Origin of the sequence: Allobrachymonas denitrificans DSM 15123 (assembly GCF_900110225.1) — a bacterium.
In the GTDB taxonomy this organism is placed as follows: domain Bacteria; phylum Pseudomonadota; class Gammaproteobacteria; order Burkholderiales; family Burkholderiaceae_C; genus Brachymonas; species Brachymonas denitrificans.
The window spans coordinates 490,232-515,359 of the sequence record NZ_FOCW01000001.1 but is presented as its reverse complement, the minus strand read 5'-3'; the positions used below and the strand labels follow the sequence as shown (position 1 = coordinate 515,359).

Sequence of the window (25,128 nt, the reverse complement as noted above, 5' to 3'; positions counted from 1 at the left end):
TGTTATTCACCGGAGAAGGAAGCCATGCTCGACACCACCAAGACCACCAACGCCAGCCTGTACGCGCGCCGCGAAGCGGCCATTCCGCGCGGCGTGGGCCACACCCACCAGATCTTCATCGACCGCGGCGACAACGCCGAAATCTGGGACGTGGAAGGCAAGCGCTACATCGATTTTGCCGGTGGCATCGCCGTGCTCAACACCGGCCACCGCCATCCGCAGATCATGGAGGCGGTGCAGCAGCAAATGAGCCGCTTCACCCACACTTGCTTCCAGGTGCTGGCCTACGAAAGCTATGTGGAACTGGCCGAGCGCCTGAACGACAAGGCCCCCGGCGACTTCGCCAAGAAAACCGTATTCCTGTCCACCGGCGCCGAGGCGGTGGAAAACGCCGTCAAGATCGCGCGCTGCCACACCGGCCGCGGCGGCGTGATTGCCTTCAGCGGCGCGTACCACGGCCGCACCTCGCTGACCATGGCGCTGACCGGCAAGGTCGTGCCCTACAAGGCCGGTTTCGGCCCCTTCCCCGGCGAGATCTTCCACGCCCGCTTCCCCAACCCCAAGCGCGGTGTCACCGTCGAGGATTCCATCGAGTCCATCGAGCAGATCTTCAAGAATGACATCGAGCCGAGCCGCGTGGCAGCCATCATCATCGAGCCGGTGCAGGGCGAAGGCGGTTTCAACCCCGCGCCGCGCGCCCTGCTCGAACACATCCGCGCCGTCTGCGACCAGCACGGCATCGTGATGATCGTGGACGAGGTGCAGACCGGCGCCGGCCGCACCGGCACCTGGTACGCCATCGAGCAGAGCGGCGTGGTGCCGGACATGATCACCCTGGCCAAGTCCATGGCCGGCGGCTTCCCGATTTCTGCCGTCACCGGCCGTGCCGAAATCATGGACGCGCCCGCTCCCGGCGGCCTGGGCGGCACCTACGCCGGCAACCCGATCGGTTGCGTGGCTGCGCTGGCGGTGATGGACACCTTCGAGCAGGACAACCTGCTGCAGCGCTCGCGTGATGTGGGCCGCCACATGGTGAGCAAGCTCGAAGCCATTGCCGAGAAGCACCCCGAACTGACCGACATCCGCGGCCTGGGCGCCATGGTGGCGGTCGAGCTGTGCAAGGACGGCGACATGCAGCAACCCGCGCCCGAACTGGCCAAGGCGATCTCCGCCGAGGCGGCCCGCCGCGGCCTGATTCTGCTGACCTGCGGCACCTACGGCAACGTGCTGCGCATCCTGGTGCCGCTGACGGCCAGCGATGCCCTGCTGGACGAAGGCCTGGAGATCCTGGCCGCCAGCGTCGAAGCAGCCAAGCAGGCCTGACCATTTTTGTCGGGGGCGCCGGACACACCCTCGGCGCGGGATAACGGAACGCATTCCGCCCCGCGTGGAGGCCGGCACCCCGATGTTTATCCGGAGCCCCTCCGCTCCCCCCGTGCGAGAGAATAAAAGAGGAGACAACATGAAAACACAAGCCTGCGGTGCGGAAGGCACCACGCTGAAAAACGGGTTGCGCTCGCGGCACCTCACCATGATTTCGATTGCGGGCGTGATCGGCGCTGCGCTGTTCATCGGTTCCGGCAACGTGATAGCCAACGCCGGCCCGGCCGCCATCCTGGCCTATATCGCGGGCGGCATCGTCGTGGTGCTGGTCATGCGCATGCTCGGGGAAATGGCCGTGGCCCAGCCCGACACGGGCTCGTTCTCCACCTATGCCGACCGCGCCATCGGGCGCTGGGCCGGCTTTACCATCGGCTGGCTGTACTGGTACTTCTGGGCCCTGCTCATGGGCTGGGAAGCCTACGTGGCCGGCAAGATCCTGCACAGCTGGTTCCCCATGATTCCTATCTGGGGCTACATGCTCATCGTCACCGTCTCGCTCATCCTGGTCAACCTGATGAAGGTGAAGAACTACGGCGAATTCGAATTCTGGTTTGCGCTGGTCAAGGTCACGGCCATCATCGTGTTCCTGATCATCGGCCTGCTGGCGCTGACCCACCTGTGGCCCTGGGGCCAGCCGGATGCCGTCGGCTTCACGCATCTGACGAAAGAAGGCTTCATGCCGAACGGATTCGGGGCCGTAGTCACCGCCATGCTCGGGGTGATGTTCGCCTTTATCGGCGCCGAGATCGTCACGGTGGCCGCTGCCGAATCCGAAAACCCCAGCAAGGAAATCGTCAAGACCACCAAATCCGTGGTGTGGCGCATCATCCTGTTCTACGTCGGCTCCATCTTCATCGCCGTCTGCCTGGTGCCCTACAACGACCCGCTGCTGAAAGACGCCACGCACGGCACCTACACCGTCACGCTCACGCGCCTGGGCATTCCCGAAGCGCGCCACATCGTCAACTTCGTGGTGCTGACCTCCGTCTGCAGCTGCTTCAACTCCGCCCTCTACACCTGCTCGCGCATGCTGTATTCGCTGTCGCGCCGTGGTGATGCGCACCGCATCATGCAGATCACCGGCAAGAACAGCGGCAGCCCCTGGGTCGGCGTGCTGATCTCCAGCATCTTCTCCTTCGTCGCCATCTACCTGACCGCCACCGAGAAAATGGACATCTACGACGTGCTGATGTCTGCCACCGGCACCGTGGCCATGTACGTGTACCTGTGCATCGCCATCTCCCAGCTGAAGATGCGCCAGAAGCTGGAAGCCTCCGGCAAGCCCATCGGCTTCAGGATGTGGCTGTTCCCCTGGCTGACCTATGCCGTCATCTTCGCGATTGCCGCCTCGCTGATCGTGATGGTGTTCGAAGGCACCTACCGCACCGAAGTGGTCTACACCTCCATGCTGGCCGCCGTGATCGTCGTCATGGGCCTGATCGCGCAGAAATTCAATATCGGCGGACAATCGCAACAGAACATCGCCCCCATGGTCGGCCTGCAGCCTGAGGCCAGCGCCACCTGACACGCACCGTTTTATCAAATCAAGAAGGAAGTCAACGCAATGCTCCAGAAAACCACCCGCACCGCCTTTCAATGGGATGACCCGCTGCTGCTCGACCAGCAACTCACCGACGAAGAACGCATGGTGCGCGACGCAGCCGCCGCCTACTGCCAGGACAAGCTCGCCCCGCGCGTGCTCAACGCCTTCCGCAACGAACAGACCGATCTGGAAATCTTCCGCGAGATGGGCGAACTCGGCCTGCTCGGCCCCACCATCCCCGAGCAGTACGGCGGCCCCGGCCTCAACTACGTCTGCTACGGCCTGATCGCCCGCGAGATCGAGCGTGTCGATTCCGGCTACCGCTCCATGGCCAGCGTGCAGTCCTCGCTGGTGATGGTCCCGATCTACGAATTTGGCAATGAGGCCACGCGGCAGAAGTACCTGCCCAAGCTGGCCAGCGGTGAATGGATCGGCTGCTTCGGCCTGACCGAGCCCAACCACGGCTCCGACCCCGGCAGCATGGTCACCCGTGCCAAGAAGGTCGATGGCGGCTACAGCCTGACCGGCAACAAGATGTGGATCACCAACTCCCCGGTGGCCGATGTGTTCGTGGTCTGGGCCAAGGACGATGAAGGCGCGATCCGCGGCTTTGTGCTGGAAAAGGGCTGGAAGGGCCTGTCCGCGCCTGCCATCCATGGCAAGGTCGGCCTGCGCGCCAGCATCACCGGCGAGATCGTGATGGACGAGGTGTTCGTGCCGGAAGAGAACGCCTTCCCCGAGGTGCGTGGCCTGAAAGGCCCCTTCACCTGCCTGAACAGCGCCCGCTACGGCATCGCCTGGGGTGCGCTGGGAGCGGCCGAAGCCTGCTGGCACACGGCACGCCAGTACACCATGGATCGCAAGCAGTTCGGCAAGCCGCTGGCAGCCAACCAGCTGATCCAGAAGAAGCTGGCGGACATGCAGACCGAGATCACGCTGGGCCTGCAGGGCGTGCTGCGCCTGGGCCGCATGAAGGACGAAGGCACGGCGGCGGTGGAGATCACCAGCATTTTCAAGCGCAACAATTGCGGCAAGGCGCTGGAGATTGCCCGTACGGCGCGTGACATGCTGGGCGGCAATGGCATCAGCGACGAGTTCGGCGTGGCACGTCATCTGGTCAACCTGGAAGTGGTGAACACCTACGAGGGCACGCATGACATCCACGCACTGATCCTGGGCCGTGCCCAGACCGGCATCGCTGCCTTCTAAGCCCCTGTTGTCTCCTCCTCCCTGCTGCTGCCGGTCTGCGTGCCGGCGGTGGCAGGGCTTTTCTCCCGGAACCCCTGCCCATGACAAGTTCACCCCCGCGCCCGCAGCCCCTGGCCGGCATCCGCGTGCTCGATCTCTCCCGCGTGCTGGCCGGCCCCTGGGCCAGCCAGATTCTGGGCGATCTGGGCGCCGATGTGGTCAAGGTCGAGCGCCCCGGCAACGGCGACGACACCCGTGCCTGGGGCCCGCCCTACCTGAAGGATGCGGACGGCCAGCCCACGCGCGAATCGGCCTACTTTCTCTGCACCAACCGCAACAAGCGCTCCATCACCGTCGACATGGCCAGCCCCGAAGGCCAGCAGCAATTGCAGCAACTCGCGGCCAAAGCCGACATCGTGCTGGAAAACTTCAAGACCGGCGGCCTGCAGCAATACGGCCTGGACTACGCCAGCCTCAACGCCATCAACCCGCGCCTGATCTACTGCTCCATCACTGGCTTCGGCCAGAGCGGCCCCTACGCCTCGCGCCCCGGCTACGACTTCCTGATCCAGGCCATGGGCGGGCTGATGAGCATCACCGGCGTGCCCGATGACGAAGCCGGCGCCGGCCCGCAAAAGGTGGGCGTGGCGCTGACCGACATCCTCACCGGCCTGTACGCCACCATCGGCATCCTGGCCGCGCTGCAGGAACGCAACCGCTCCGGCCTGGGCCAGCATATCGACACCGCCCTGCTCGACGTCCAGGTAGCCACTCTCGCCAACCAGGCCTCCAACTACCTGGTGGGCGGCATGGTGCCACGCCGCATGGGCAACGCGCACCCCAGCATCGTGCCCTACCAGACCTTTCCCACTGCCGACAGCGACATGATCCTGGCCGTGGGCAACGACGGCCAGTTCGCCCGCTTCTGCACCGTGGCCGGCCGCCCGGAATGGGCGCAAGACGAGCGCTTTGCCACCAACCCGCAGCGCGTCAGGCACCGCGCCGAACTGATCCCGTTGCTGCGCCAGACCACCGTCATGCGCAGCACGGCGGAATGGGTCAGCGCGCTGGAACAGGCCGATGTGCCCTGCGGCCCGGTCAACCGGCTGGATCAGGTATTTGCCGATCCGCAGGTGCAGGCGCGCGGCATCCAGGTCGATCTGCCGCACCCGCTCGGCACGGTTGCCACCGTAGCCAGCCCGGTGCGCCTGAGCGCCACGCCGGTGCAATACCGCATGGCGCCGCCGCTGCTGGGTCAGCATACCGAGGAGGTGCTGCGCGACTGGCTGCAGACCGATCATCCGGAGAAGGCGATCGCATGACAAACGCCGCCAGCACATCGCGTCCAGCCTGCCCATTGACTAACCCTCGTGCCAAGCGCTGACTTTCCGATTTTCTATACTGCCCCGTAGCTCAACCCGTTTTCCAGAACCACAACGAGACAACCATGACCACCAACAACTCCCCCCTGCTCCAGCTCAAGGATCCGACCCTGCTCAAGAACGCCGGCTACATCAACGGCGCCTGGGTGGAAGGCGACGGCACCTTCGCCGTGACCGACCCCGCCACCGGCCTGGAACTGGCACAGGTTGCCAACCTCACCGCCACCCAGACGCAGCAGGCCATCGATGCTGCCGAAGCCGCCCTGCCCGCCTGGCGCGGCATGACGCACAAGCAGCGCAGCCAGCTGCTGCGCAAGTGGTTCGAGCTGATTCTGGCGCACCAGGACGATCTGGCCCGCCTGATGACCGCCGAACAGGGCAAGCCACTGGCCGAAGCCACGGGCGAAGTCGTCTACGGCGCCAGCTTCGTCGAGTGGTATGCCGAAGAAGCCAAGCGCACCTACGGCGAGACCGTGCCCAGCTTCGCGCCGGACCGCCGCGCCATCGTGCTGCGCCAGCCCATCGGCGTCTGCGCCGCCATCACGCCCTGGAACTTCCCGGTCGCGATGATCACGCGCAAGGTCGCTCCGGCCATCGCAGCCGGCTGCACCGTCGTCGTCAAGCCGGCTGAATTCACCCCGCTGTGCGCGCTGGCGCTGGCCGAACTGGCGCACCGCGCCGGCATTCCCAATGGCGTCATCAACGTGGTGCCCACCGAACATGCCGCCGCCGTCGGCAAGGTGCTGTGCGACAGCCCGGTGGTGCGCCACCTGAGCTTCACCGGCTCTACCGAAGTCGGCCGCATCCTGATGGCGCAGTGCGCCCCCACCATCAAGAAACTGGCGCTGGAACTGGGCGGCAACGCGCCCTTCATCGTGTTCGACGATGCCGACGTGGACAGCGCCGTGGAAGGCGCCATGGCCAGCAAGTACCGCAACGCCGGCCAGACCTGCGTCTGCGCCAACCGCCTGTATGTGCAGGACGGCATTTACGACGCCTTCGTCGCCAAGCTGGCCGAGCGCGTCAAGGGCCTGAAAGTGGGCAACGGCTTCGAGCCCGGCGTGACGCAGGGCCCGCTGATCGAGCCTGCTGCGCTGGAAAAGGTCAAGGAACACATTGCCGACGCGCTCTCCAAGGGCGGCAGCATCGTCACAGGCGGCAAGCCGCTGGAAGGCCAGTTCTTCGAGCCCACCGTCATCGCCAACGCCAGCCAGGACATGCGCGTGGCGCGCGAGGAAACCTTCGGCCCGCTGGCGCCGGTGTTCCGCTTCAAGACCGAACAGGAAGCCATCGACGCCGCCAATGCCACCGAATTCGGCCTGGCCAGCTACTTCTACAGCCGCGACATCGGCCGCATCATCCGCGTGAGCGAAGCGCTGGAATACGGCATGGTCGGCGTCAACATCGGCCTGCTGGGCAGCGAGCAGGTGCCGTTCGGCGGTGTCAAGCAATCCGGCCTGGGCCGTGAAGGCTCGCACCACGGCATGGATGAGTATCTGGAGATGAAGTACGTGAACCTGGGGGATGTGCTCAAGTAAGGCACGCGCGCGGGCTGCAAAGCCCGCTACAATTTCCCCTTCTGCGGGCGTCGTTCAATGGCAGGACCTGAGCTTCCCAAGCTCATGACGTGAGTTCGATTCTCATCGCCCGCTCCAGAACAACACCCCCATGAAAAAAGGCTGCTCATCGCAGCCTTTCTCGTTGATGGGGTCCATTACCTGGCAGACACCGGCGTCACCGCCGTCACATCCACCAGCCCCCCGCCCAGCACCTTGTACAGGTCGATGCGGTTGTTCATCGCCGCCTGTCGCGTCAGCAGCAGCGCCTGCTCCAGCGCGTAGCTCTGGCGCTGCGCATCCAGCAGGTCCAGCGAGCTGGAAATGCCGTTGTCATAGCGCATCTGCACCAGGCGCAGGCGCTCGCGCTCGGCCTGGTAGCCACGCTCCTGCGCGGCCAGCTGGTCTGCCAGCGTACGGCGTGCCGCCAGCTGGTCCGCCACTTCGCGGAAGGCACCCTGGATGCTCTTCTCGTACTGCGCCACCGCAATGTTCTTGCGCGCATTGGCAAGATCCAGGTTGGACTGGTTGCGGCCAAAATCAAAGATCGGCAGGCTGATCTGCGGCATGAAGCTCCAGGCCATGTTGGGGCCGGTGAACAGGCCGTCCAGCTCGCGGCTCACGCTGCCAAAGCTGCCCGTCAGCGAGATGCGCGGGAAGAATGCGGCACGCGCCGCGCCGATGTTGGCATTGGCCGCCTGCAGCTGGTATTCGCTCTGGCGGATGTCCGGGCGGCGCAGCAGCACGTCCGAACTCATGCCCACCGGCAGCGCATTCACCGCCACCTGCTTGCCCAGCGGCAATGCCGGCGGCAGATTGGCCGGAACCGGCTGGCCGATCAGCAGCGCCAGCGCATTGCCGGCCTGCTCACGCAGGCGCGTCTGCGCCGCATAGTCGGCGTGTGCCGATTCGATCAGCGTCTCGTTCTGGCGCAGGTCGATCGCCGAGATCACGCCGGCATTGAAGCGCAGCTTGGCCAGGCGGTAGGTCTTCTCGCGCGAATCGAGCGCCATCTTCGAGATGCGCATGGCCTCATCTGCCGTGCGCTGCGCCACATAGGCCTTGGCCACTTCGGCAATCAGGCTGATCTGCGCGGCATCACGCGCTTCCTGCGTGGCCAGATACTGGTTCAGCGCCGCCGTGCTCATGCTGCGCACACGCCCGAAAAAGTCCAGCTCGAACCCGGTCGATGCCAGGTTGGCACTGTAGATGTTGCCCAGCGTTTCACGGCCGCTCGGGCTGGCATCCGCCGCCGTGCGCGAACGCGTCATGCTGGCGCCAGCGCCCACCGTAGGCAGCTGGTCGGCTCGCGCCACGCCATACTGCGCACGCGCCGCCTCGATGTTGAGCGCCGCCACGCGCAGGTCACGGTTGTTCTGCAGCGCCAGGCCGATCAGCTCGCGCAGGCGTGCATCGGCAAAGTACTGCTGCCAGCCGATGTCGGCAGCGGCCGGCAGGCGCGCATCGCCCGTGTCGGATTGCTGCCAGCCCGCAGGCACTGGCGCATCAGGACGCTCGTAGGTGGGCATCAGGCTGCAGCCCGACAGGAAGGTGACCACCAATGCAGCGGCCAGGCTGCGGGAATGAAGCAGTGTTGCGGGCATCATGCGCCCTCCTTGGGAGTGTGACCAATCTCGTGGGCGCCACGATGCAGCGCCGCACGTTCCTCTGCCGACATGCCTTCCTCGGCTTCCGCCAGAATGCTGTCGACCGACTCAGCCGTAAAACCTGCCTCGGCCGCATGGGCGGCAAAACGTTCCTGCTGTCGCTTGCTGCCCTTGAAGATGGAGCGTACCACCACGAAGAATGTCGGCACAAAGAATACGGCCAAAAGCGTGCCCACGATCATGCCGGACATCACTGCCGTGCCGATCTCACGCTGGCTGGCCGAGCTGGCACCGGTGGCCAGCACCAGCGGCAGCACGCCCAGAATGAAGGCCAGCGAGGTCATCACGATCGGGCGGAAGCGCAGGTGCGCCGCAGCCAGCGCCGCTTCCAGCGGACTCTTGCCCTGCGCCTGCAAGTCCTTGGCAAACTCCACGATCAGGATGGCGTTCTTCGCCGACAGGCCGATGATGGTCACCAGGCCCACCTGGAAGTACACGTCATTGACCATGCCCCGTGCGGTCACCCCCAGCAGCACCCCCAGCACGCCCAGCGGCACCACCAGAATCACCGAGAACGGGATCGACCAGCTCTCGTACAGGGCTGCCAGGCACAGGAACACCGCCAGAATGGCAAAGCCATACAGCAGGATGGCCTGGGCACCCGCCAGTTTTTCTTCACGCGACTGGCCAGTCCACTCGAAGCCGAAGCCCGGCGGCAGCTTGCCGGCCAGCATTTCCATCTCGGCCATGGCCTCGCCCGTGCTGTAGCCCGGGGCGGCACTGCCCGCAATCCGCATGGCCGGATAGCCGTTGTAGCGGATGGACTGCATCGGGCCGGTGATCCAGCGTGTGGTCGCCACTGCCGACAGCGGCACGGCCTGGCCGCGGTTGTTGGTCACCGTCAGCTTGAGGATGTCCGCATCCTGCATGCGGGATGCGGCCTCCGCCTGCACCACCACACGCTGCATGCGCCCGGCGTTGGGAAAATCATTCACGTACTGCGAACCCAGCGCGGTACCGATGGCCGCGTTGATGGAGGCCACGCTCACGCCCTGTGCCAGCGCCCGCTCGCGGTCGATGTCCACCTGCAACTGCTGCGCATCCTCCAGACCGTCCGGACGCACGCCGGCCAGCACCTTGCTCTGCATCGCCATGCCAAGCAGCTGGTTGCGCGCCTGCACCAGGGCGTCGTGGCCATTGTCGCCACGGTCCTGCAGACGGAAGGTAAAGCCGGAGGCCGAACCCAGTTCGGGAATCGCCGGCGGCGTCACAGCAAACACGAAGGCATCGCGGATCTGGCTGAATGCCCCCATGGCACGACCCACGATCGCATCGGCACCCGCTTCACGCTCGGACCAGTCCTTCAGCGTCACGAAGGCCAGCGCCGCGTTCTGGCCACGGCCGGCAAAGCTGAAGCCCAGCACGCTCACCATGGTGCGCACTTCAGGCTGCTTGAGCATGAAGCCTTCCACCTCCTGCATCACGTTGCGCGTACGCTCCTGCGTGGCGCCCGGCGGCAGCTGCACGTTCACGATCAGGTTGCCCTGGTCTTCCTGCGGCAGGAAGCCGGTCGGCAGGCGCAGGAACAGCAGGCCCACCACCGCGATCAGCGCCGCATAGATCACCATCATGCGGCCGCCACGGCGCAGCAGCTTGGCCACCCAGCCCTCGTAGCCCTTGGCGGTGCGCGCAAAGCGCTTGTTGAACCAGCCGAAGAAGCCCTTCTTCTCCTCATGGTGGCCGGCAGCCACCGGCTTGAGGATGGTGGCGCACAGCGCCGGCGTCAGCGACAGTGCCAGGAAGGCCGAGAATGCGATCGACACCGCCATCACCGCCGAGAACTGGCGGTAGATGTTGCCAATGGAGCCGGCAAAGAAAGCCAACGGCACGAACACGGCAATCAGCACCACGGTCACGCCGATGATGGCGCCCGAGATCTGCGACATGGCCTTGCGCGTGGCTTCCAGTGGTGGCAGCCCCTCATCGCTCATGATCCGCTCCACGTTCTCCACCACCACGATGGCATCGTCCACCACGATACCGATCACCAGCACCATGCCGAACATGGTCAGCACGTTGATCGAGAATCCCAGCGCCAGCAGCGCACCGAAGGTACCCAGCAGCGCCACCGGCACCACAATGGTCGGGATGATGGTGTAGCGGATGTTCTGCAGGAACAGCAGCATCACCAGGAACACCAGCGCCACGGCTTCCAGCAGCGTGTACACCACCTTGGTGATGGAGATCTGGATGAACTCCGAGCTGTCATACGGCACGGTCCAGTTCATGCCCTTCGGGAAGAAGCGCTGCAGCTCCGCCATGCGTTCCTTCACCGCCGTGGCCGAAGCCAGCGCGTTGCCGGACGGTGCCAGCTGCACGCCAATACCCACGGCAGCCTTGCCGTTCAGGCGCGCCGACGTCGCATACTGCTGCGAACCCAGTTCGATGCGCGCCACGTCCTTCAGGCGCACGGCAGCGCCATCGGCACTGGCACGCAGGATGATGTTGCCGAACTGCTCGGCATTGGCCAGCTGGCCCGGCACCACCACCGTGGCGCTCATGGTCACGCCCTGCACATTGGGCAGGTCGCCCAGCGTACCGGCAGACACCTGTGCGTTCTGCTCGCGGATGGCCGCAGCCACATCGGCCGCGCTCAGGTTATAGCCCTGCAGCTTGGCCGGGTCGATCCAGACGCGCATGGCGCGCTCGGCGCCGAACAGCTGCGCCTGGCCAATGCCGGGCAGACGCTGGATTTCCGGCAGCACGTTGCGCGCCGCATAGTCGGTCATGGCGTCGATGCGGGCATTCGGATCATCCGACGACAGCATCACGAACATCAGGAAGTTGGAACGCGCCTTGTCCACGCGCACGCCGTTCTGTACCACCACCGAAGGCAGGCGCGGCTGGGCACGGCTCAGGCGGTTCTGCACGTCCACCTGCGCCATGTCGGCGTCGGTGCCCGGCTCGAAACTCAGCGTCACCGAGCCCGTGCCATCGGCCTGCGAGACCGATTCCATGTAGGCCAGGCCGGGGGTACCGTTCATCTCGCGCTCGATCACGGACAGCACGCTGTCATCCATGGTCTGGGCCGAAGCACCCGGGTAGGCGGCGTTGATGACGATGGTGGGCGGCGCTACCGCCGGATACTGCGCAATCGGCAGCTGCGTGATGGACAGTGCGCCCAGCACGATGATGAACAGCGCGATCACCCACGCAAAGATGGGGCGATCGATAAAGAACTTGGCCATGGTGTCTGGTCCCCGCTATCAGCCGCGCGGGGCGCTGGAACCGGAGGCCGCACTGGCGGGTGCAGAAGCTGCTGCAGCAGCATCAGGCGCACTCGCCGCGGCCGCAGCCGGTGCGGAAGCCGGCGCCGATGTGCCCGCCGCAGGTGTCGCAGCCCCCTGCCACGGCACGGCCTTGACCTTCTGCATGCCCGGACGCAGCTTCATCACGCCATCCACGATCACCTGCTCACCCGGCTGCAGGCCGGACAGCACGATCCACTGGCTACCCTGAGCCGGGCCGAGCTTGACCGGACGCGGACCAAAGCTGCCATCCTGCTTGACCACCAGCACGGTATCGCCGGCATTGCCGCGCGTCACGGCCTGTTGCGGCAGCAGGATCACGTTGTCCATGCGCGCCTGCTCGATCTGCACGCGCACATACAGTCCGGGCAGCAGCATGCCGTCGGGGTTGGGCACTTCCGCACGCAGGTTGACCTGGCCGGTCGCCTGGTCCACCGTCACATCGGTGAACAACAGGCGCGCGCGGTGCGCGTACACGCTGCCGTCTTCCAGCAGCACGTTCACTTCGGGGTTGGAGCCCACACCGGTGGCGCCCGCCGCCGTGCGCAGCTTGAGCAGCTCGCTGGCAGACTGGGTGAAGTTCACCACCATCGGATTGGTTTGCTGGATCACGGCCAGCTGCGTGCCCTCGTTGGCACTGACCATGGCACCCTCGGTCACCAGCGCCTTGCCGATGCGGCCGGAAATCGGCGCCGTCACGCGGGCGTAACCGAGGTTGATGTTGGCCGTACGCACGGCTGCCTGGGCCGCCAGCACTTCGGCACGGGAGGCCTTCTCGGCCGCCAGTGCGTTGTCATATTCCTGCTTGCTGATCGCATTGGCGGCAGCCAGCGGTGCAAAACGGCGGGCCTGCGCGCTGGTCTGTCCCAGCAATGCCTGGGCACGGGCCAGGCTGGCGCGCGCGCTCTGCAGCGCAGCCTGGTACGGCGCGCTGTCAATCTGGAACAGCGGCTGGCCGGCATTGACCCATCCCCCTTCGGTAAACAGGCGACGCTGCACCACGCCGGTGGCACGCGCACGCACCTGCGCAATGCGCGACGCCTCCAGACGACCGGGCAGCTCGGTCAGCACCGGCAGATTGCCCGGCTGCACCACCACCACGCCAACCGACGGCGGAGGCGGCGCTCCGGCTCCCTGTGCCCCTGGCGCTGCGGGGTCTTTCTTGCCACATGCCGCAAGTGCAAGCGCTGTGCCGAGCACCAGTGCGGGCACGCCCAGTCGCGCGCCGTGGAGGAATGTCGGTCGTTTCTTCTTCATGCTTGTTCCGTATCGAATGGTTCTGCGAAAGCCTGAGCGGCCTGCGGACGGTTCCGCGTGCCTGCAGCCTGGGCGAATGCGGGAGATCAGCGCAATGTGCCATTGTGCGAGCAAATCGTGACAGGCACAGCGGGCGCAACGCAAGCGGGGCCCACAACCGGCCCCGTTCACACATGCACATGACGTGTCGAAATTATACATACAGGCATGTATGTTGATGGTGACAGAATGCTAGAATGCCCCCGCTCACAACCCAGGCTATTACAGTGAAACGCACCCGCGAGGAAGCCCTCCAGACCCGCCAGCACCTGCTCGAAGCCGCCCTGGAAGTATTCCATGCGCGCGGCGTGGCGCGTGCGTCCCTGGATGAAATCGCGCGCACGGCCGGCGTCACGCGCGGCGCCCTCTACTGGCATTTCCGCAACAAGGAAGACCTGTTCGATGCCCTGTGCCAGGCGCACTTCAAGGACATCCGCGCCAAGCTCTCCTGCGAAGACGGGGCCGTCAACCCGCAGGCCTGGAACATCCTGATCGAGTCCTGCATCGCCTATTACCGCCGCCTGGTGGATGACCCGGTGCTGTGCAAGTTTGCCGCCGTGCTGCATCTCAAGTGCGAAGCCACCCCGGGCAACGAAGGGATTCTGCGCGTGCTGGCCAGCCACCGCGACATCTGGCGCCAGCACATGCGTACGGCGCTCCTGTCGGGTCAGCGCCACGGCCTGCTGCCGCTTGATCTGGACATCGATCTGGCCCAGGCCGCGTTCATGTCCAGCCTGTTCGGCCTGACCTCGCTGTGGCTGTCCGAGCCGCAGCGGCTGGACATGCGCCACTGCGCCGAGCCCATGGTGCGGGCCTGCGCCGACATGTTGTCGCAAAGCCCCCACTTGCGCCGCCCGCTCTGATATCCTCAGCCCCGTCTGCACAAACACCAGCCTGCGGTACTACAATCCGCGCTCTGTTGCAGTCATCCCGCCACACCGGCAAGGAGAGAGGTTCATGAAACATACGGTCACCACCCTGCAGAAGATGAAGTCGGAAGGCAGCAAGATTGCCATGCTGACCTGCTACGACGCCAGCTTTGCCAGCCTGATGAACCAGTGCGGCGTGGACATGCTGCTGGTGGGCGATTCGCTCGGCATGGTGGTGCAGGGCGCCGGCAGCACGCTGCCCGTCACCCTGCAGGACATGGTTTACCACACGCGCTGCGTGGCACGCGGTGCCGGCGATGCGCTGGTGCTGGCCGACCTGCCCTTCGGCAGCTATCAGCAGGACAAGGAACAGGCCTTTGCCAGCTCCGTCGCCCTGATGCAGGCCGGTGCCGAAATGGTCAAGCTCGAAGGCGGCGCCTTCATGGCAGAAACCATCGCCTTCCTGGTAGCGCGCGGGATTCCGGTCTGTGCCCATATCGGCCTCACGCCGCAGTCCGTCAACACGCTGGGCGGCTACAAGGTGCAGGGCAAGGGCGACATGCAGGCAGCCCAGCTGCTGCAGGATGCCCGCACCCTGACCGAAGCCGGCGCCCACATGCTGCTGATGGAAATGGTGCCCGCCGCGCTGGCCGGCGAAGTGTCGCGCAGCATCGCCGTGCCCACCATCGGCATCGGTGCCGGCCCCGAAACCGACGGCCAGGTACTGGTCATGCACGACATGCTCGACGTCTATCCGGGCAAGAAGGCCCGCTTCGTCAAGAACTTCATGGCCGATGCAGGCACCATCCAGCAGGCCGTGAGCAATTACGTGCAGCAGGTCAAGGCCGCCACCTTCCCTGCGCCCGAACACTGCTATTGATCCATATTTGCCACGGAGGTCTTCCATGCAGATCCTGACGACGGTTGCCGAACTGCGCGCCTGGCGCGCCCAGGCCGGTCATGTGGCCTTTGTGCCCACCATGGGCAACCTGCACTCCGGCCATATCGCGCTGTGCCACGAGGCGCGCAACCGCGCCACACAGAAGGCAGGCAAGGTCATCGCCTCGATCTTCGTCAACCCGATCCAGTTCGGCCCCAACGAAGACCTGAGCAAGTACCCCCGCACCTTCGATGCCGACTGCGAAAAGCTGCAGACCGCCGGCGTCGACGCAGTGTTCCACCCCGGCGTGGAAGAACTCTACCCCTACGGGCCGCAACAGTACTTCGTCGAGCCGCCCGAACTGCAGAACCGCCTGTGCGGCGAGTTCCGTCCCGGCCATTTCCGGGGCGTCGCCACCGTGGTGACCAAGCTGTTCAATCTGGTGCAGCCCGACGTGGCCATTTTCGGCAAGAAGGACTACCAGCAGCTCAAGGTGATCGAGGGCATGGTGCGCGACCTGAACATGCCGGTGGAGATCGTGGGCATCGATACCGAGCGCGCCGACGACGGCCTGGCCCTGTCCTCGCGCAATGGCTACCTGACGGACGCCGAGCGCGCCGAAGCCCCGCAGCTGCGCCGCACCCTGGAAGGCATCCGCAGCGCCGTGCAGCAAGGCGAGCGCGACTACGCCAGCCTGTGCGAACGCGCCTGTGCAGAACTGGATGCACGCGGCTGGAAGACCGACTACATCCGCATCACCAACCGCATGGACCTGCAGGCCGCCACCGTGGATGACCGCGCCCTGGTCGTGCTGGCCGCGTCCCAACTGGGCCGTGCGCGCCTGATCGACAACCTCGAAATCGACGCCTGAGCAAGCCTCGGCGCTTCAACCACAAAAAAGGCGACTGCCTGAGCCTTCCCCAAAGGGAGCAGCTCAGGCAGTCGCCTTTTGCGTGGTCAAGCCGCCCGTGGCAGCCAGCCATCAACCCTGGTGCGGACGCTTGCCGGGGTTCTTCTTGCTGCGGGTGTGGGAGCCGCGCTCCAGGCTGCTGCGCTGGCCAGCGCCGGCCTTGAGGCGGGGAGCGCCCGGCAGCGGCTTGGTTGCTTTGCGGTCGGCTTCGGTAACGATCTTGTTGCCCATGATGGTGTCCTGTCCTGAATAGTGTTGGTGTGAAACCTTCCATTTTACTGCATCAAGCTGCTTCCTGCCATCTCTGTGCAAAAAACAGGCAGACCCCTGCCTTTCGTTGCTTGTGCAAGCCGGCTGTCATGCGTCCGGCCTAGACTGGCAGTCTGTCCCCCGCACCGCAAATGGCCCGTCCTGCGCCGGATCCGGCCTCCCATTTGCTGCTTCCCGGGGAATCCGCGCCCGCTTGCCTTCACCGCTCCATCCATGACCACTCCCGACGCCGCCGCCGACACCTTCACCTTCGATCCCGCATGGCTGTCTGCGCTGGGCGTGGGCGCCCTGCTGCCGCGCTCGCTCAGCCAGTGGGAGCCGCTGGTGCTGGAAGGGCTGGCGCAGTTTCTCAACACGCTGCCACCCGCCCGCATCGAAGCCATCGCCCAGACACAGGCCTCCCTCGCGCTGGACGCACCGCTGCCCGAACGGATTACCACCCTGCTGCTGCAATGTCCCACGCTGCACAAGCTCGGTCAGGTGCTGGCACGCCAGCAGCACCTGCCGCAGGCCCTGCGCGAGCAGCTGCGCCAACTCGAATCCACGCCGGCCCGCACGGACTCCGGCACTGTGGCAGCGCTGAGGCAGCAGCTGCAGTCCCATGTCAGCGCATCTGCCACGCCCGCAGCCCAACTGGTGATTGCAGAAGAGCCGCTGGCCGAAGGCAGCGTGGCACTGGTCCTGCCCTTCCACTGGCAGGATAAGCAAGGCACGCACGAGGGCGTCTTCAAGGTGCTGCGCCCTGGCGTGGCACAGCAACTCGACGAGGAACTGTCCGTGCTGCCGCAGATCGCCGCCTTTCTGGAACAGCGTGGGCAAGCACTGCAACTCCCCGCCCTGGACTACTCCGGCACGCTGGATGGCGTGGCCCGCCTGCTGCGCGAGGAAATCCTGCTGGAACGCGAGCAGGCACACCTGCAGGCCGCGCACGCGCTCTACGCTTGCACTCCGGCCATCCACATTCCCGCCCTGCTCCCCTGGAGCGCCCCCTGGGTGACCGCCATGGAACGCATCCACGGTCAGCCCCTTGCCGAAGCCGAGCTGCCGCATCACGAGCGTCAGCGCCTCGCCAGCATCGCCATCGACGCGCTGCTGGCGCAACCCTTCTGGTCGCCCGACGACCCCGCCCTGTTCCACGGCGACCTGCACGGCGGCAACCTGATGCTCACCCACGACGGGCGGCTGGCCGTACTCGACTGGGCGCTGATTGCCCCCATGCCCAAGCCGGCGCGCGAAGCCGTGGTGGCCGCCATGATCGGCGGCATCACCCTCGATGCTCGCCAGCTTCGCAAGGCGGTGTCGCGGCTCGGAAACATCAGCCCCGACGACCCCCGTCTTGTCGCCAGCGTCGAGCAGGCACTGGATGCCCTGATTCCTCCTCCCGGCAGCATGGCGGTGCCGCGCCTGGCCGGTTTCGACTGGCTGCTCGGTCTGCTGGACCAGCTGGCCCTGGACGGCCACATCCATGTCGATCCAGCCCTGTCCCTGTTCCGCAAGACCTGGCTGTCGCTGGCCGGTGTGCTCGCCGACCTTGGCGGCGAGGTATCGCCCGACCTGCCGCTGATCCAGCGCGGCCTGTCACAACTGCTGGCCGAATGGCCGCGCCGCTCGCTGGCGCAGCCGCTCGATGCCAGCGCCTTGGGCACCCATGTCTCGAACGCGGAACTGGCCCATGCGCTGATGGCCGCCAGCATGAGCGGCTGGCAATGGGCATGGCGTGCCTCCGCGCGTTTCTGGTCCGGCGCCCCTCACCTTTGGTCCGGCTGGGCACCGCCACCGCAGCCTGCCCCTTCGCCAACCTTACCCCTCCGGTAAGCATGCCGTTTTTTCGCCGCAAACAAAAAACCATGCTCTTTCGTGCGAATTACCCTCTTTAGCAAAATTAGGGTTTACCAACGAGAGAACCCCCATGACCGATACCCGTCTGGAACACGACCTGCTGGGTGACCGCGAGGTCCCCGCTTCTGCCTACTACGGCGTCCACACCCTGCGCGCGCAGGAAAACTTCCAGATTTCCGGCATCACCATTGCCACCATGCCCGAGCTGATCGTGGCACTGGCTTCCGTCAAGGCCGCTGCCGCCAAGGCCAACGCCGAACTCGGCCTGCTGCCCCAGGCACAGTGCGACGCCATCGTGGCCGCCTGCGCGGAAATCCGCAGCGGCGCCCTGCATGACCAGTTCGTGGTCGACGTGATCCAGGGCGGTGCGGGCACCTCCACCAACATGAACGCCAACGAAGTGGTCTGCAACCGCGCGCTCGAACTCATGGGCCACCAGCGCGGCGAATACCAGTACCTGCATCCGAACGAGCAGGTCAACATGGCGCAGAGCACCAACGACGTCTACCCCACCGCCATCCGCATCGCCACCTGCTTCGCCATCAAGAGCCTGCTGGCCGCCATGGCGCACCTGCGCGACACCTTCGCCGCCAAGGCCGAGGAATTCTCCGGCCTGCTCAAGATCGGCCGCACCCAGCTGCAGGACGCCGTGCCTATGACGCTGGGCCAGGAATTCTCCACCTACGCCGTCATGCTGGAAGAAGACATGGCGCGCCTGATCCGCGTCGAAGTGCTGGTCCGTGAAATCAACCTGGGCGCCACCGCCATCGGCACCGGCATCACGGCCCACCCCGAGTACGCCGCCAAGGCCCTGCACCACCTGCGCGAGATCACCGGCCTGGACCTGTCCACCGCGCCCAACCTGATCGAAGCCACGCAGGACTGCGGCGACTTCGTGCAGCTCTCCGGCGTGCTCAAGCGCATCGCCGTCAAGATCTCCAAGATCTGCAATGACCTGCGTCTGCTCTCCAGCGGCCCGCGCGCCGGCTTCGGCGAAATCAACCTGCCCGCCATGCAGGCCGGTTCCTCCATCATGCCCGGCAAGGTCAACCCGGTGATTCCGGAAGTGGTCAACCAGGTGGCCTTCGAAGTGTTCGGCAACGACGTCACCGTCACCTTCGCCGCCGAGGGCGGCCAGCTGCAGCTCAACGCCTTCGAGCCGGTCATCATGAACGCCCTGTCGCGCAGCCTGACGCTGCTCACCACCGGCTGCATGACGCTGGCCGACCGCTGCGTCGCCGGCATCACCGCCAACGAAGAGCGCCTGCGCGAGAACATCGAGCGCTCCATCGCCCTGGTGACCGCACTCAACCCCATCATCGGCTACAAGCAGGCCACCGCCATCGCCACCGAAGCCTTCAGCGACAACCGCAATGTGCGCGACATCGTGCTGCAGAAGCAGCTGATGTCCGAAGAAGAGCTGAACGAAGCGCTGCGCCACGAAATGCTGACGCAGCCGCGCGAGTACGCGAAGAGGCAGGGCTGATCAGTCCCGGCCTTCTGACAGGGACGCCAGCTGGCGTCTCCTGTCCAACAAAAAACCCGCGACTCTTGCGAGCGCGGGTTTTTTGCTTCGATCGATCGCCGATTACTGAATCAGCGGCACGCCCGTCTTGGACTGCACTTCATCAAAGGTCACATCAGGAGCCAGTTCCAGCACCTTCAGGCCTTCCGGCGTCACGTCGAACACGCCCAGGTCGGTGATGATCATGTTGACCACACCCACGCCGGTCAGCGGCAGCGTGCACTCCGGCAGGATCTTCAGGTCGGTGGTGCCATCCTTCTTGCGCGCTACGTGTTCCATCAGCACGATCACGCGCTTCACGCCGGCCACCAGGTCCATGGCGCCGCCCATGCCCTTGACCATCTTGCCCGGAATCATCCAGTTGGCCAGGTCACCCTTGGCGGTCACCTGCATGGCGCCCAGGATGGACAGGTTGATCTTGCCGCCACGGATCATGGCAAAGCTCTGGTCGCTGCCGAAGATGGAAGAGCCCTTGATGGTGGTCACGGTCTGCTTGCCGGCGTTGATCAGGTCGGCGTCCACTTCGTCTTCGGACGGGAAGGGGCCGATGCCCAGCATGCCGTTCTCGCTCTGCAGCCAGACTTCCTTGTCATGCGGCACATGGTTGGCCACCAGCGTGGGAATGCCGATGCCGAGGTTCACGTAGAAGCCGTCCTGCAGCTCCTGGGCCGCGCGCGCAGCCATTTGGTCTTGGGTCCAAGCCATGGTGATGTCTCCTGATTCTGATTACTTGTGGTCGCGGATGGTGCGCTTCTCGATGCGCTTCTCGGGCGTGGGGTTGTGCACGATGCGGTGCACGTAGATGCCGGGCAGGTGCACGTCATCGGGAGCGATCTCGCCGTTGGCCACGATGCGCTCGACTTCCACGATGCAGATCTTTCCGGCGGTGGCCGCTGCGGGGTTGAAGTTGCGCGCCGTCAGGTTGAAGCGCAGGTTGCCGCTGCGGTCAGCCACATCGGCCTTGATCAGCGACACTTCGGGGAACAGGCCACGCTCCATCACGTAGGTTTCGCCGTTGAACTCGCGCAGTTCCTTGCCTTCGGCCACCAGCGTGCCCACGCCGGTCTTGGTGAAGAAGGCCGGGATGCCGGCGCCGCCCGCACGCAGCTTCTCGGCCAGCGTGCCCTGGGGCGTGAATTCCAGTTCCAGTTCGCCCGCCAGGTACTGGCGCTCGAATTCCTTGTTCTCGCCCACGTAGGAGGAAATCATCTTCTTGATCTGGCGCGTTTCCAGCAGCTTGCCCAGACCGAAGCCGTCCACGCCGGCGTTGTTGGAGATGACCGTCAGATCCTTCACGCCGCTGTCGCACAGGGCGTCGATCAGGGCTTCGGGAATGCCGCACAGGCCAAAGCCGCCCACGGCCAGCAGCTGGCCATCTTTCACCACGCCCTTGAGCGCCTCGGCAGCGCTCGGATAAATCTTGTTCACGCTTGTCTCCTGATTTGAGTTGAGGATTGGAAAACCGTACGATACTACGTATTCAACTACGTAGTATTGCGTAATGGACACCCCTGACACCTTTCCCGCCAGTGCCGACTACCGCTGGGCTTTCGAGCTGGCACCCATCGGGCTGATTCTGTCACGCGACCGTGTCATTGTCGATTGCAACCAGCAAGTGTGTACCCTGTTTGAAACCGACCGCGACACCCTGATCGGCCAGACCTTCGCCATCCTCTACCCGAGCGTGGACGAATACCACCGCACCGGCGAGCGCATCGCCCAGCCGCTGATGAAGCACGGCAGCTACCGCGACGAACGCATCATGCGCCGCGTCGGCGGCCGCTTTGCCGGGCAGATGTTCTGGTGCCGCGTTTCCGGCCGTGCGCTCGACCGGCTGCACCCGCACGCCGCCGGCATCTGGAGCTTCGAGGACATCGACAGCCGCCCGCCCCCTTCCGCCGACGGCAGCACCCTCACGCCGCGCGAACGGGAGGTGGCCAGCCAGCTGCTGCACGGCCTCACCTCCAAGGAGATCGGCCGCATCCTCGGCCTGAGCCACCGCACCGTGGAGATCCACCGCGCCAGCCTGATGCGCAAGTACGGCACCTCGACCACCGCTGCGCTGGTGCAGAAGCTGCTGGCGGGCATGCCGTGAAAACCCGCACTCGGGTTGCCCGGCCGGAACCGCAGCAATCGCAGGGACACCTGCCAACGCGGGGCACCGTGCACCCTCTGACATCCTGCCCCCTGACCTCGCCTGCCCCAAGTTGACGTATACGGCAAGTCAGGGAAGCCCCCCGTAAGCGCTTCCAGTCCTGCGCCCTATGATCGGATGCTTCCGAAAGACCACCACGCATGACCACCGACCGCTATCCCCATCCCCCGCTCGAGAACCTGCCCGAAGACATCCGCAACGCCATCCTCGCGGTGCAGGAAAAATCCGGTTTCGTCCCCAACGTGTTTCTGGCACTGGCACGCCGCCCGGCCGAATGGCGCGCCTTCTTCGCCTACCACGATGCGCTGATGGACCCGGCCAGCGTCGGCCGCAGCAGCAACCTGAGCAAGGGCGACCGCGAGATGATCGTCACCGTCACCAGCGCCGCCAACCAGTGCGTGTACTGCGTGGTGGCGCACGGCGCCCTGCTGCGCATTTTCGAGAAGAAGCCGCTGGTGGCCGACCAGGTGGCCGTCAACTACCGCAAGGCCGACATCACGCCGCGCCAGCGCGCCATCCTCGACTTCGCCATGAAGGTGTGCAATGCCTCGCACACGGTGGAAGATGCCGATTTCGAGGCACTGCACGCACACGGCCTCGATGACGAGGACATCTGGGATATCGCCAGCATCACCGCCTTCTTCGGCCTGAGCAACCGCGTGGCCAGCTTCTCCAGCATGATGCCGAATCCCGAGTTCTACCTGCTCGGCCGCACGCCGCGCAAGCCGAAAACCGAAGGCTGATCAGGCCGGCTGCCCCTCGGGCACCGTCTTGTTCAGAATCTCCAGCACCCACTCGGGCAGGCGCACCGATTTCTGCGCCGCATAGTTCACCCACACCATGGTGCAGCCGCCATCGGCCACGACCTTGCCGGGCTCGTCGGTGCGCTCCATGGTCATCCACACGTCGCACGAGCTGCGGCCCACGTTGCTGATGTACTGGCGGATCAGCAGGTCGCCGGGGTATTCGACCTGGCTGAAGAAGTTGCAGAACACGTTGACCACCACCGGGCCTTCGCCGCCTTCGACCATGCTGCGGCCACCTTCGGTCAGCCAGCGCACGCGCGCCTCCTCGAAGTAGCGGAAATACACGGTGTTGTTGATGTGGCCGAGGGCGTCCATGTCGCCCCAGCGGATCGGCATGGTGGTGACGTGGACCGGTTTCTTGTCTTCAGGCAGCAGCAGTTTCATGGGAACTTCTTGATGGGCAAATGGAAATCGGAAAAGCGCGGCATTAGTTTACGTTAACGTAAACTGCAAAAAGGTTGCAGACCAGCGACTGGATTTGTCCAATTTTGCAGCGCAACATCGGTCTTGCAGGCATTTCTCTCTACAATCAGATACAGCCATACTGCCCGTCGGGTTGTTTGCGCACGCCCGGTTTATTTCCGATAGCGCCATTGTGCCCCAGGAGAGCCGAGTCGCGCAGGCATTCGCACTGCCCCGGCCTGCATCCGCAGCAGTACCCTTTCCTAGTGATCTGGAGACTATCCATGACCCCTCAACAAATCCTCGAACAGTACGGCCCGCGCGAATCCATGGAATACGACGTGGTGATCGTGGGCGGCGGCCCTGCCGGCCTGTCCACCGCCATCCGCCTGAAGCAGCTGGCTGCAGAAAAAGGCACTGACGTGTCCGTCGTCGTGCTCGAGAAAGGTTCCGAGCCCGGCGCGCACATCCTGTCCGGCGCCACCTTCGATCCGCGCGCCCTGAACGAGCTGATCCCCGACTGGAAGGAAAAGGGCGCCCCCCTGAACCAGCCCGTGGTGGCCGACACCTTCCTGCAGCTGACGGAAAAAGGCGCCAGCCGCATGCCCAACTTCATGCTGCCCAAGTGCTTCGACAACCACGGCAACTACATCATCAGCCTGGCCGACCTGACGCGCTGGCTGGCGCAGCAGGCCGAAGCGCTGGAAGTGGAAATCTTCCCCGGCTTCGCCGCTGCCGAAGTGCTGTTCAACGAAGATGGCTCCGTCAAGGGCGTGGCCACCGGCAACATGGGCATCAACAAGGAAGGCGAGCCCACCGAGAACTTCCAGCTCGGCATGGAACTGCATGCCAAGTACACCATCTTCGCAGAAGGCTGCCGCGGCCACCTGGGCAAGCAGATGATCGAGCGCTTCAAGCTCGACGCCGGCAAGGATCCGCAGGCCTACGGCATCGGCATCAAGGAACTGTGGGAAGTTGATCCCTCCAAGCACGAACCGGGCCTGGTCCTGCACACTGCCGGCTGGCCGCTGGATGCCGACACCTACGGCGGCTCCTTCATGTACCACATGGCCGACAACAAGGTCATCGTCGGTTTCGTGGTGGGCCTGGACTACCAGAACCCCTGGCTGAGCCCGTTCGAGGAATTCCAGCGCTTCAAGACGCACCCGAACATCAAGTGGTACTTCACCGACAAGGACGGCAACGTCAACGCCAAGCGTCTCGAGTACGGTGCGCGCGCCATCACGGCCGGCGGCCTGCTGTCGCTGCCCAAGTTCGTGTTCCCGGGCGCCGCCCTGGTGGGTGACGATGCCGGCTTCCTCAACGCCAGCCGCATCAAGGGCAGCCACGCCGCCATCAAGACCGGCTCCATGGCCGCCGAAGCCGCCTACGAAGCCATCGTGGCCGGCCGCCAGCACGACGAACTGAGCGCCTACACTGCTGCCTTCGAGAACAGCTGGCTGTACGACGAGCTGAACAAGTCGCGCAACTTCAAGTACTGGTTCCACAAGGGCCGCGACATGGGCACCATCATGACCGGCATCGAGCAGAAGCTGTTCGGTGGCAACATGCCCTGGACCGTGCACCGCACCCAGCCCGACCATGCCGGCCTCAAGCCCGCAGCCGAGTGCGCGAAGATCGACTATCCGAAGCCGGACGGCAAGCTCACGTTCGACCGCCTGAGCAGCGTGTTCATCGCCAACGTCAGCCACGAGGAAAACCAGCCCGCGCACCTGACGCTGAAGGACCCGAGCGTGCCGGTCAACGTCAACCTGGCCAAGTACGCCGGCCCCGAGGCCCGCTACTGCCCGGCTGGCGTGTACGAGTTCGTCGAGGCCGAAGGCGGTGGCCAGCGCCTGCAGATCAACGCGGCCAACTGCGTGCACTGCAAGACCTGCGACATCAAGGACCCGACCCAGAACATCGTCTGGGTGACGCCTGAAGGCGGCGGCGGCCCGAACTACGGCAGCATGTAATTGCCCTTGCGCAGCAGAGCCGGCTCTTGGAGCCGGCTTTGTTGTTTCTGGGAGCGACTTCCGTAACTTTCGCCATCGACAGGCAGCCCGCCCGGGCAGCAAGGCACCATCCTGCACCGGGCTTTCACGGCACGGGCATCCGTCCATGATGGCAAGCCGCAAGCCTTCCCCTGAATTCGTGGCTTGCCCTTTATAATTGGAATTTCCCACCACGCGGGTTCACACGCCCGCTT

The 25,128-nt window shown here is 65.1% G+C and carries 20 protein-coding genes and 1 tRNA gene; 14 read left to right on the top strand and 7 right to left on the bottom strand.

All coding sequences use genetic code 11. The features are described from left to right. Nucleotides 1-24 precede the first annotated feature (24 nt). From gabT to BMW28_RS02395, 6 genes are all read left to right on the top strand, one after another. Entirely contained in the window at nucleotides 25-1,323 is a 1,299-nt protein-coding gene (gabT, locus tag BMW28_RS02420) for a 4-aminobutyrate--2-oxoglutarate transaminase (RefSeq protein WP_091813383.1), read from the top strand. Nucleotides 1,324-1,462: 139 nt separating this feature from the next. Beyond that, the gene (locus tag BMW28_RS02415; protein ID WP_091813380.1) at nucleotides 1,463-2,908 is read left to right on the top strand and encodes an amino acid permease; all 1,446 of its coding nucleotides are present in this window, start codon (nucleotides 1,463-1,465) and stop codon (nucleotides 2,906-2,908) included. A 39-nt stretch (nucleotides 2,909-2,947) separates the two neighbouring features. Continuing rightward, nucleotides 2,948-4,135, top strand: coding sequence for an acyl-CoA dehydrogenase (locus BMW28_RS02410; RefSeq protein WP_091813378.1), 1,188 nt, complete (start codon nucleotides 2,948-2,950; stop codon nucleotides 4,133-4,135). 80 nt (nucleotides 4,136-4,215) lie between these two features. Then, nucleotides 4,216-5,436, top strand: a complete 1,221-nt coding sequence (locus BMW28_RS02405) for a CaiB/BaiF CoA transferase family protein (RefSeq protein WP_091813374.1) — start codon at nucleotides 4,216-4,218, stop codon at nucleotides 5,434-5,436. A gap of 125 nt (nucleotides 5,437-5,561) precedes the next feature. Beyond that, a complete protein-coding gene (locus BMW28_RS02400) occupies nucleotides 5,562-7,034 on the top strand; it encodes an NAD-dependent succinate-semialdehyde dehydrogenase (protein ID WP_091813371.1) in 1,473 nt (490 codons plus the stop codon). 43 nt (nucleotides 7,035-7,077) lie between these two features. Further along, nucleotides 7,078-7,151, top strand: a tRNA-Gly gene (locus tag BMW28_RS02395). Between the two features lie 59 nt (nucleotides 7,152-7,210). Here the strand turns inward: BMW28_RS02395 and BMW28_RS02390 are convergent. Genes BMW28_RS02390 through BMW28_RS02380 form a run of 3 tightly spaced genes read right to left on the bottom strand, consistent with a single transcriptional unit; the run spans nucleotide 7,211 to nucleotide 13,224 of the window. Then, nucleotides 7,211-8,659 (bottom strand): efflux transporter outer membrane subunit, encoded by a 1,449-nt coding sequence (locus tag BMW28_RS02390; protein ID WP_327020807.1) that lies wholly within the window; start codon nucleotides 8,657-8,659, stop codon nucleotides 7,211-7,213. Beyond that, nucleotides 8,656-11,907 (bottom strand): efflux RND transporter permease subunit, encoded by a 3,252-nt coding sequence (locus BMW28_RS02385; protein ID WP_091813369.1) that lies wholly within the window; start codon nucleotides 11,905-11,907, stop codon nucleotides 8,656-8,658. Before BMW28_RS02385 ends, BMW28_RS02390 begins: the two co-directional genes overlap by 4 nt. 18 nt (nucleotides 11,908-11,925) lie before the next feature. Further along, on the bottom strand, nucleotides 11,926-13,224 hold the full coding sequence (locus tag BMW28_RS02380; RefSeq protein ID WP_091813366.1) for an efflux RND transporter periplasmic adaptor subunit: 1,299 nt from the start codon (nucleotides 13,222-13,224) through the stop codon (nucleotides 11,926-11,928). A 266-nt stretch (nucleotides 13,225-13,490) separates the two neighbouring features. On the opposite strand from BMW28_RS02380, the gene BMW28_RS02375 reads away from it, so the two are divergent. From BMW28_RS02375 to panC, 3 genes are all read left to right on the top strand, one after another. Then, the gene (locus tag BMW28_RS02375) at nucleotides 13,491-14,126 is read left to right on the top strand and encodes a TetR family transcriptional regulator (protein WP_200785703.1); all 636 of its coding nucleotides are present in this window, start codon (nucleotides 13,491-13,493) and stop codon (nucleotides 14,124-14,126) included. A gap of 94 nt (nucleotides 14,127-14,220) precedes the next feature. Continuing rightward, nucleotides 14,221-15,012 (top strand): 3-methyl-2-oxobutanoate hydroxymethyltransferase, encoded by a 792-nt coding sequence (gene panB, locus BMW28_RS02370; RefSeq protein WP_091813361.1) that lies wholly within the window; start codon nucleotides 14,221-14,223, stop codon nucleotides 15,010-15,012. 25 nt (nucleotides 15,013-15,037) lie between these two features. Next, nucleotides 15,038-15,883: a pantoate--beta-alanine ligase gene (gene panC, locus BMW28_RS02365; protein ID WP_091813359.1), complete on the top strand. Its 846-nt coding sequence runs from the start codon at nucleotides 15,038-15,040 to the stop codon at nucleotides 15,881-15,883. Between the two features lie 111 nt (nucleotides 15,884-15,994). Here panC and BMW28_RS13005 read toward each other — a convergent pair whose 3' ends face one another. After that, the gene (locus tag BMW28_RS13005; RefSeq protein ID WP_200785702.1) at nucleotides 15,995-16,153 is read right to left on the bottom strand and encodes a hypothetical protein; all 159 of its coding nucleotides are present in this window, start codon (nucleotides 16,151-16,153) and stop codon (nucleotides 15,995-15,997) included. A gap of 252 nt (nucleotides 16,154-16,405) precedes the next feature. Here BMW28_RS13005 and BMW28_RS02360 point away from each other — a divergent pair, with 252 nt between their 5' ends. Both BMW28_RS02360 and aspA read left to right on the top strand, forming a co-directional pair. Then, the gene (locus BMW28_RS02360) at nucleotides 16,406-18,007 is read left to right on the top strand and encodes an AarF/UbiB family protein (RefSeq protein WP_091813356.1); all 1,602 of its coding nucleotides are present in this window, start codon (nucleotides 16,406-16,408) and stop codon (nucleotides 18,005-18,007) included. Nucleotides 18,008-18,101: 94 nt separating this feature from the next. After that, entirely contained in the window at nucleotides 18,102-19,517 is a 1,416-nt protein-coding gene (aspA, locus tag BMW28_RS02355; RefSeq protein ID WP_091813354.1) for an aspartate ammonia-lyase, read from the top strand. 102 nt (nucleotides 19,518-19,619) lie between these two features. Here aspA and BMW28_RS02350 read toward each other — a convergent pair whose 3' ends face one another. Both BMW28_RS02350 and BMW28_RS02345 read right to left on the bottom strand, forming a co-directional pair. After that, nucleotides 19,620-20,261 carry a CoA transferase subunit B gene (locus BMW28_RS02350; RefSeq protein WP_091813351.1) on the bottom strand — a complete coding sequence of 214 codons (642 nt, stop codon included), beginning with the start codon at nucleotides 20,259-20,261 and terminating at the stop codon, nucleotides 19,620-19,622. 21 nt (nucleotides 20,262-20,282) lie between these two features. Continuing rightward, a complete protein-coding gene (locus BMW28_RS02345) occupies nucleotides 20,283-20,984 on the bottom strand; it encodes a CoA transferase subunit A (protein WP_091813349.1) in 702 nt (233 codons plus the stop codon). Nucleotides 20,985-21,057: 73 nt separating this feature from the next. On the opposite strand from BMW28_RS02345, the gene BMW28_RS02340 reads away from it, so the two are divergent. Together BMW28_RS02340 and BMW28_RS02335 are read left to right on the top strand one after the other, a co-directional pair. Next, on the top strand, nucleotides 21,058-21,651 hold the full coding sequence (locus BMW28_RS02340) for a PAS and helix-turn-helix domain-containing protein (protein WP_091813346.1): 594 nt from the start codon (nucleotides 21,058-21,060) through the stop codon (nucleotides 21,649-21,651). A 200-nt stretch (nucleotides 21,652-21,851) separates the two neighbouring features. Further along, a complete protein-coding gene (locus BMW28_RS02335; RefSeq protein ID WP_091813343.1) occupies nucleotides 21,852-22,454 on the top strand; it encodes a peroxidase-related enzyme in 603 nt (200 codons plus the stop codon). Here the strand turns inward: BMW28_RS02335 and BMW28_RS02330 are convergent, their stop codons facing one another. Then, nucleotides 22,455-22,901 (bottom strand): acyl-CoA thioesterase, encoded by a 447-nt coding sequence (locus BMW28_RS02330; RefSeq protein ID WP_091813340.1) that lies wholly within the window; start codon nucleotides 22,899-22,901, stop codon nucleotides 22,455-22,457. A gap of 302 nt (nucleotides 22,902-23,203) precedes the next feature. Here BMW28_RS02330 and BMW28_RS02325 point away from each other — a divergent pair, with 302 nt between their 5' ends. Beyond that, nucleotides 23,204-24,895, top strand: coding sequence for an electron transfer flavoprotein-ubiquinone oxidoreductase (locus BMW28_RS02325; RefSeq protein WP_091813339.1), 1,692 nt, complete (start codon nucleotides 23,204-23,206; stop codon nucleotides 24,893-24,895). Nucleotides 24,896-25,128: the final 233 nt, after the last annotated feature.

Bases quoted from the DNA above. Each gene is read 5' to 3' on its own strand.
- gabT (WP_091813383.1), top strand. From the start codon at position 25: ATGCTCGACACCACCAAGACCACCAACGCCAGCCTGTACGCGCGCCGC.
- BMW28_RS02415 (WP_091813380.1), top strand. From the start codon at position 1,463: ATGAAAACACAAGCCTGCGGTGCGGAAGGCACCACGCTGAAAAACGGG.
- BMW28_RS02410 (WP_091813378.1), top strand. From the start codon at position 2,948: ATGCTCCAGAAAACCACCCGCACCGCCTTTCAATGGGATGACCCGCTG.
- BMW28_RS02405 (WP_091813374.1), top strand. From the start codon at position 4,216: ATGACAAGTTCACCCCCGCGCCCGCAGCCCCTGGCCGGCATCCGCGTG.
- BMW28_RS02400 (WP_091813371.1), top strand. From the start codon at position 5,562: ATGACCACCAACAACTCCCCCCTGCTCCAGCTCAAGGATCCGACCCTG.
- BMW28_RS02390 (WP_327020807.1), bottom strand. From the start codon at position 8,659: ATGATGCCCGCAACACTGCTTCATTCCCGCAGCCTGGCCGCTGCATTG.
- BMW28_RS02385 (WP_091813369.1), bottom strand. From the start codon at position 11,907: ATGGCCAAGTTCTTTATCGATCGCCCCATCTTTGCGTGGGTGATCGCG.
- BMW28_RS02380 (WP_091813366.1), bottom strand. From the start codon at position 13,224: ATGAAGAAGAAACGACCGACATTCCTCCACGGCGCGCGACTGGGCGTG.
- panB (WP_091813361.1), top strand. From the start codon at position 14,221: ATGAAACATACGGTCACCACCCTGCAGAAGATGAAGTCGGAAGGCAGC.
- panC (WP_091813359.1), top strand. From the start codon at position 15,038: ATGCAGATCCTGACGACGGTTGCCGAACTGCGCGCCTGGCGCGCCCAG.
- BMW28_RS13005 (WP_200785702.1), bottom strand. From the start codon at position 16,153: ATGGGCAACAAGATCGTTACCGAAGCCGACCGCAAAGCAACCAAGCCG.
- BMW28_RS02360 (WP_091813356.1), top strand. From the start codon at position 16,406: ATGACCACTCCCGACGCCGCCGCCGACACCTTCACCTTCGATCCCGCA.
- aspA (WP_091813354.1), top strand. From the start codon at position 18,102: ATGACCGATACCCGTCTGGAACACGACCTGCTGGGTGACCGCGAGGTC.
- BMW28_RS02350 (WP_091813351.1), bottom strand. From the start codon at position 20,261: ATGGCTTGGACCCAAGACCAAATGGCTGCGCGCGCGGCCCAGGAGCTG.
- BMW28_RS02340 (WP_091813346.1), top strand. From the start codon at position 21,058: ATGGACACCCCTGACACCTTTCCCGCCAGTGCCGACTACCGCTGGGCT.
- BMW28_RS02335 (WP_091813343.1), top strand. From the start codon at position 21,852: ATGACCACCGACCGCTATCCCCATCCCCCGCTCGAGAACCTGCCCGAA.
- BMW28_RS02330 (WP_091813340.1), bottom strand. From the start codon at position 22,901: ATGAAACTGCTGCTGCCTGAAGACAAGAAACCGGTCCACGTCACCACC.
- BMW28_RS02325 (WP_091813339.1), top strand. From the start codon at position 23,204: ATGACCCCTCAACAAATCCTCGAACAGTACGGCCCGCGCGAATCCATG.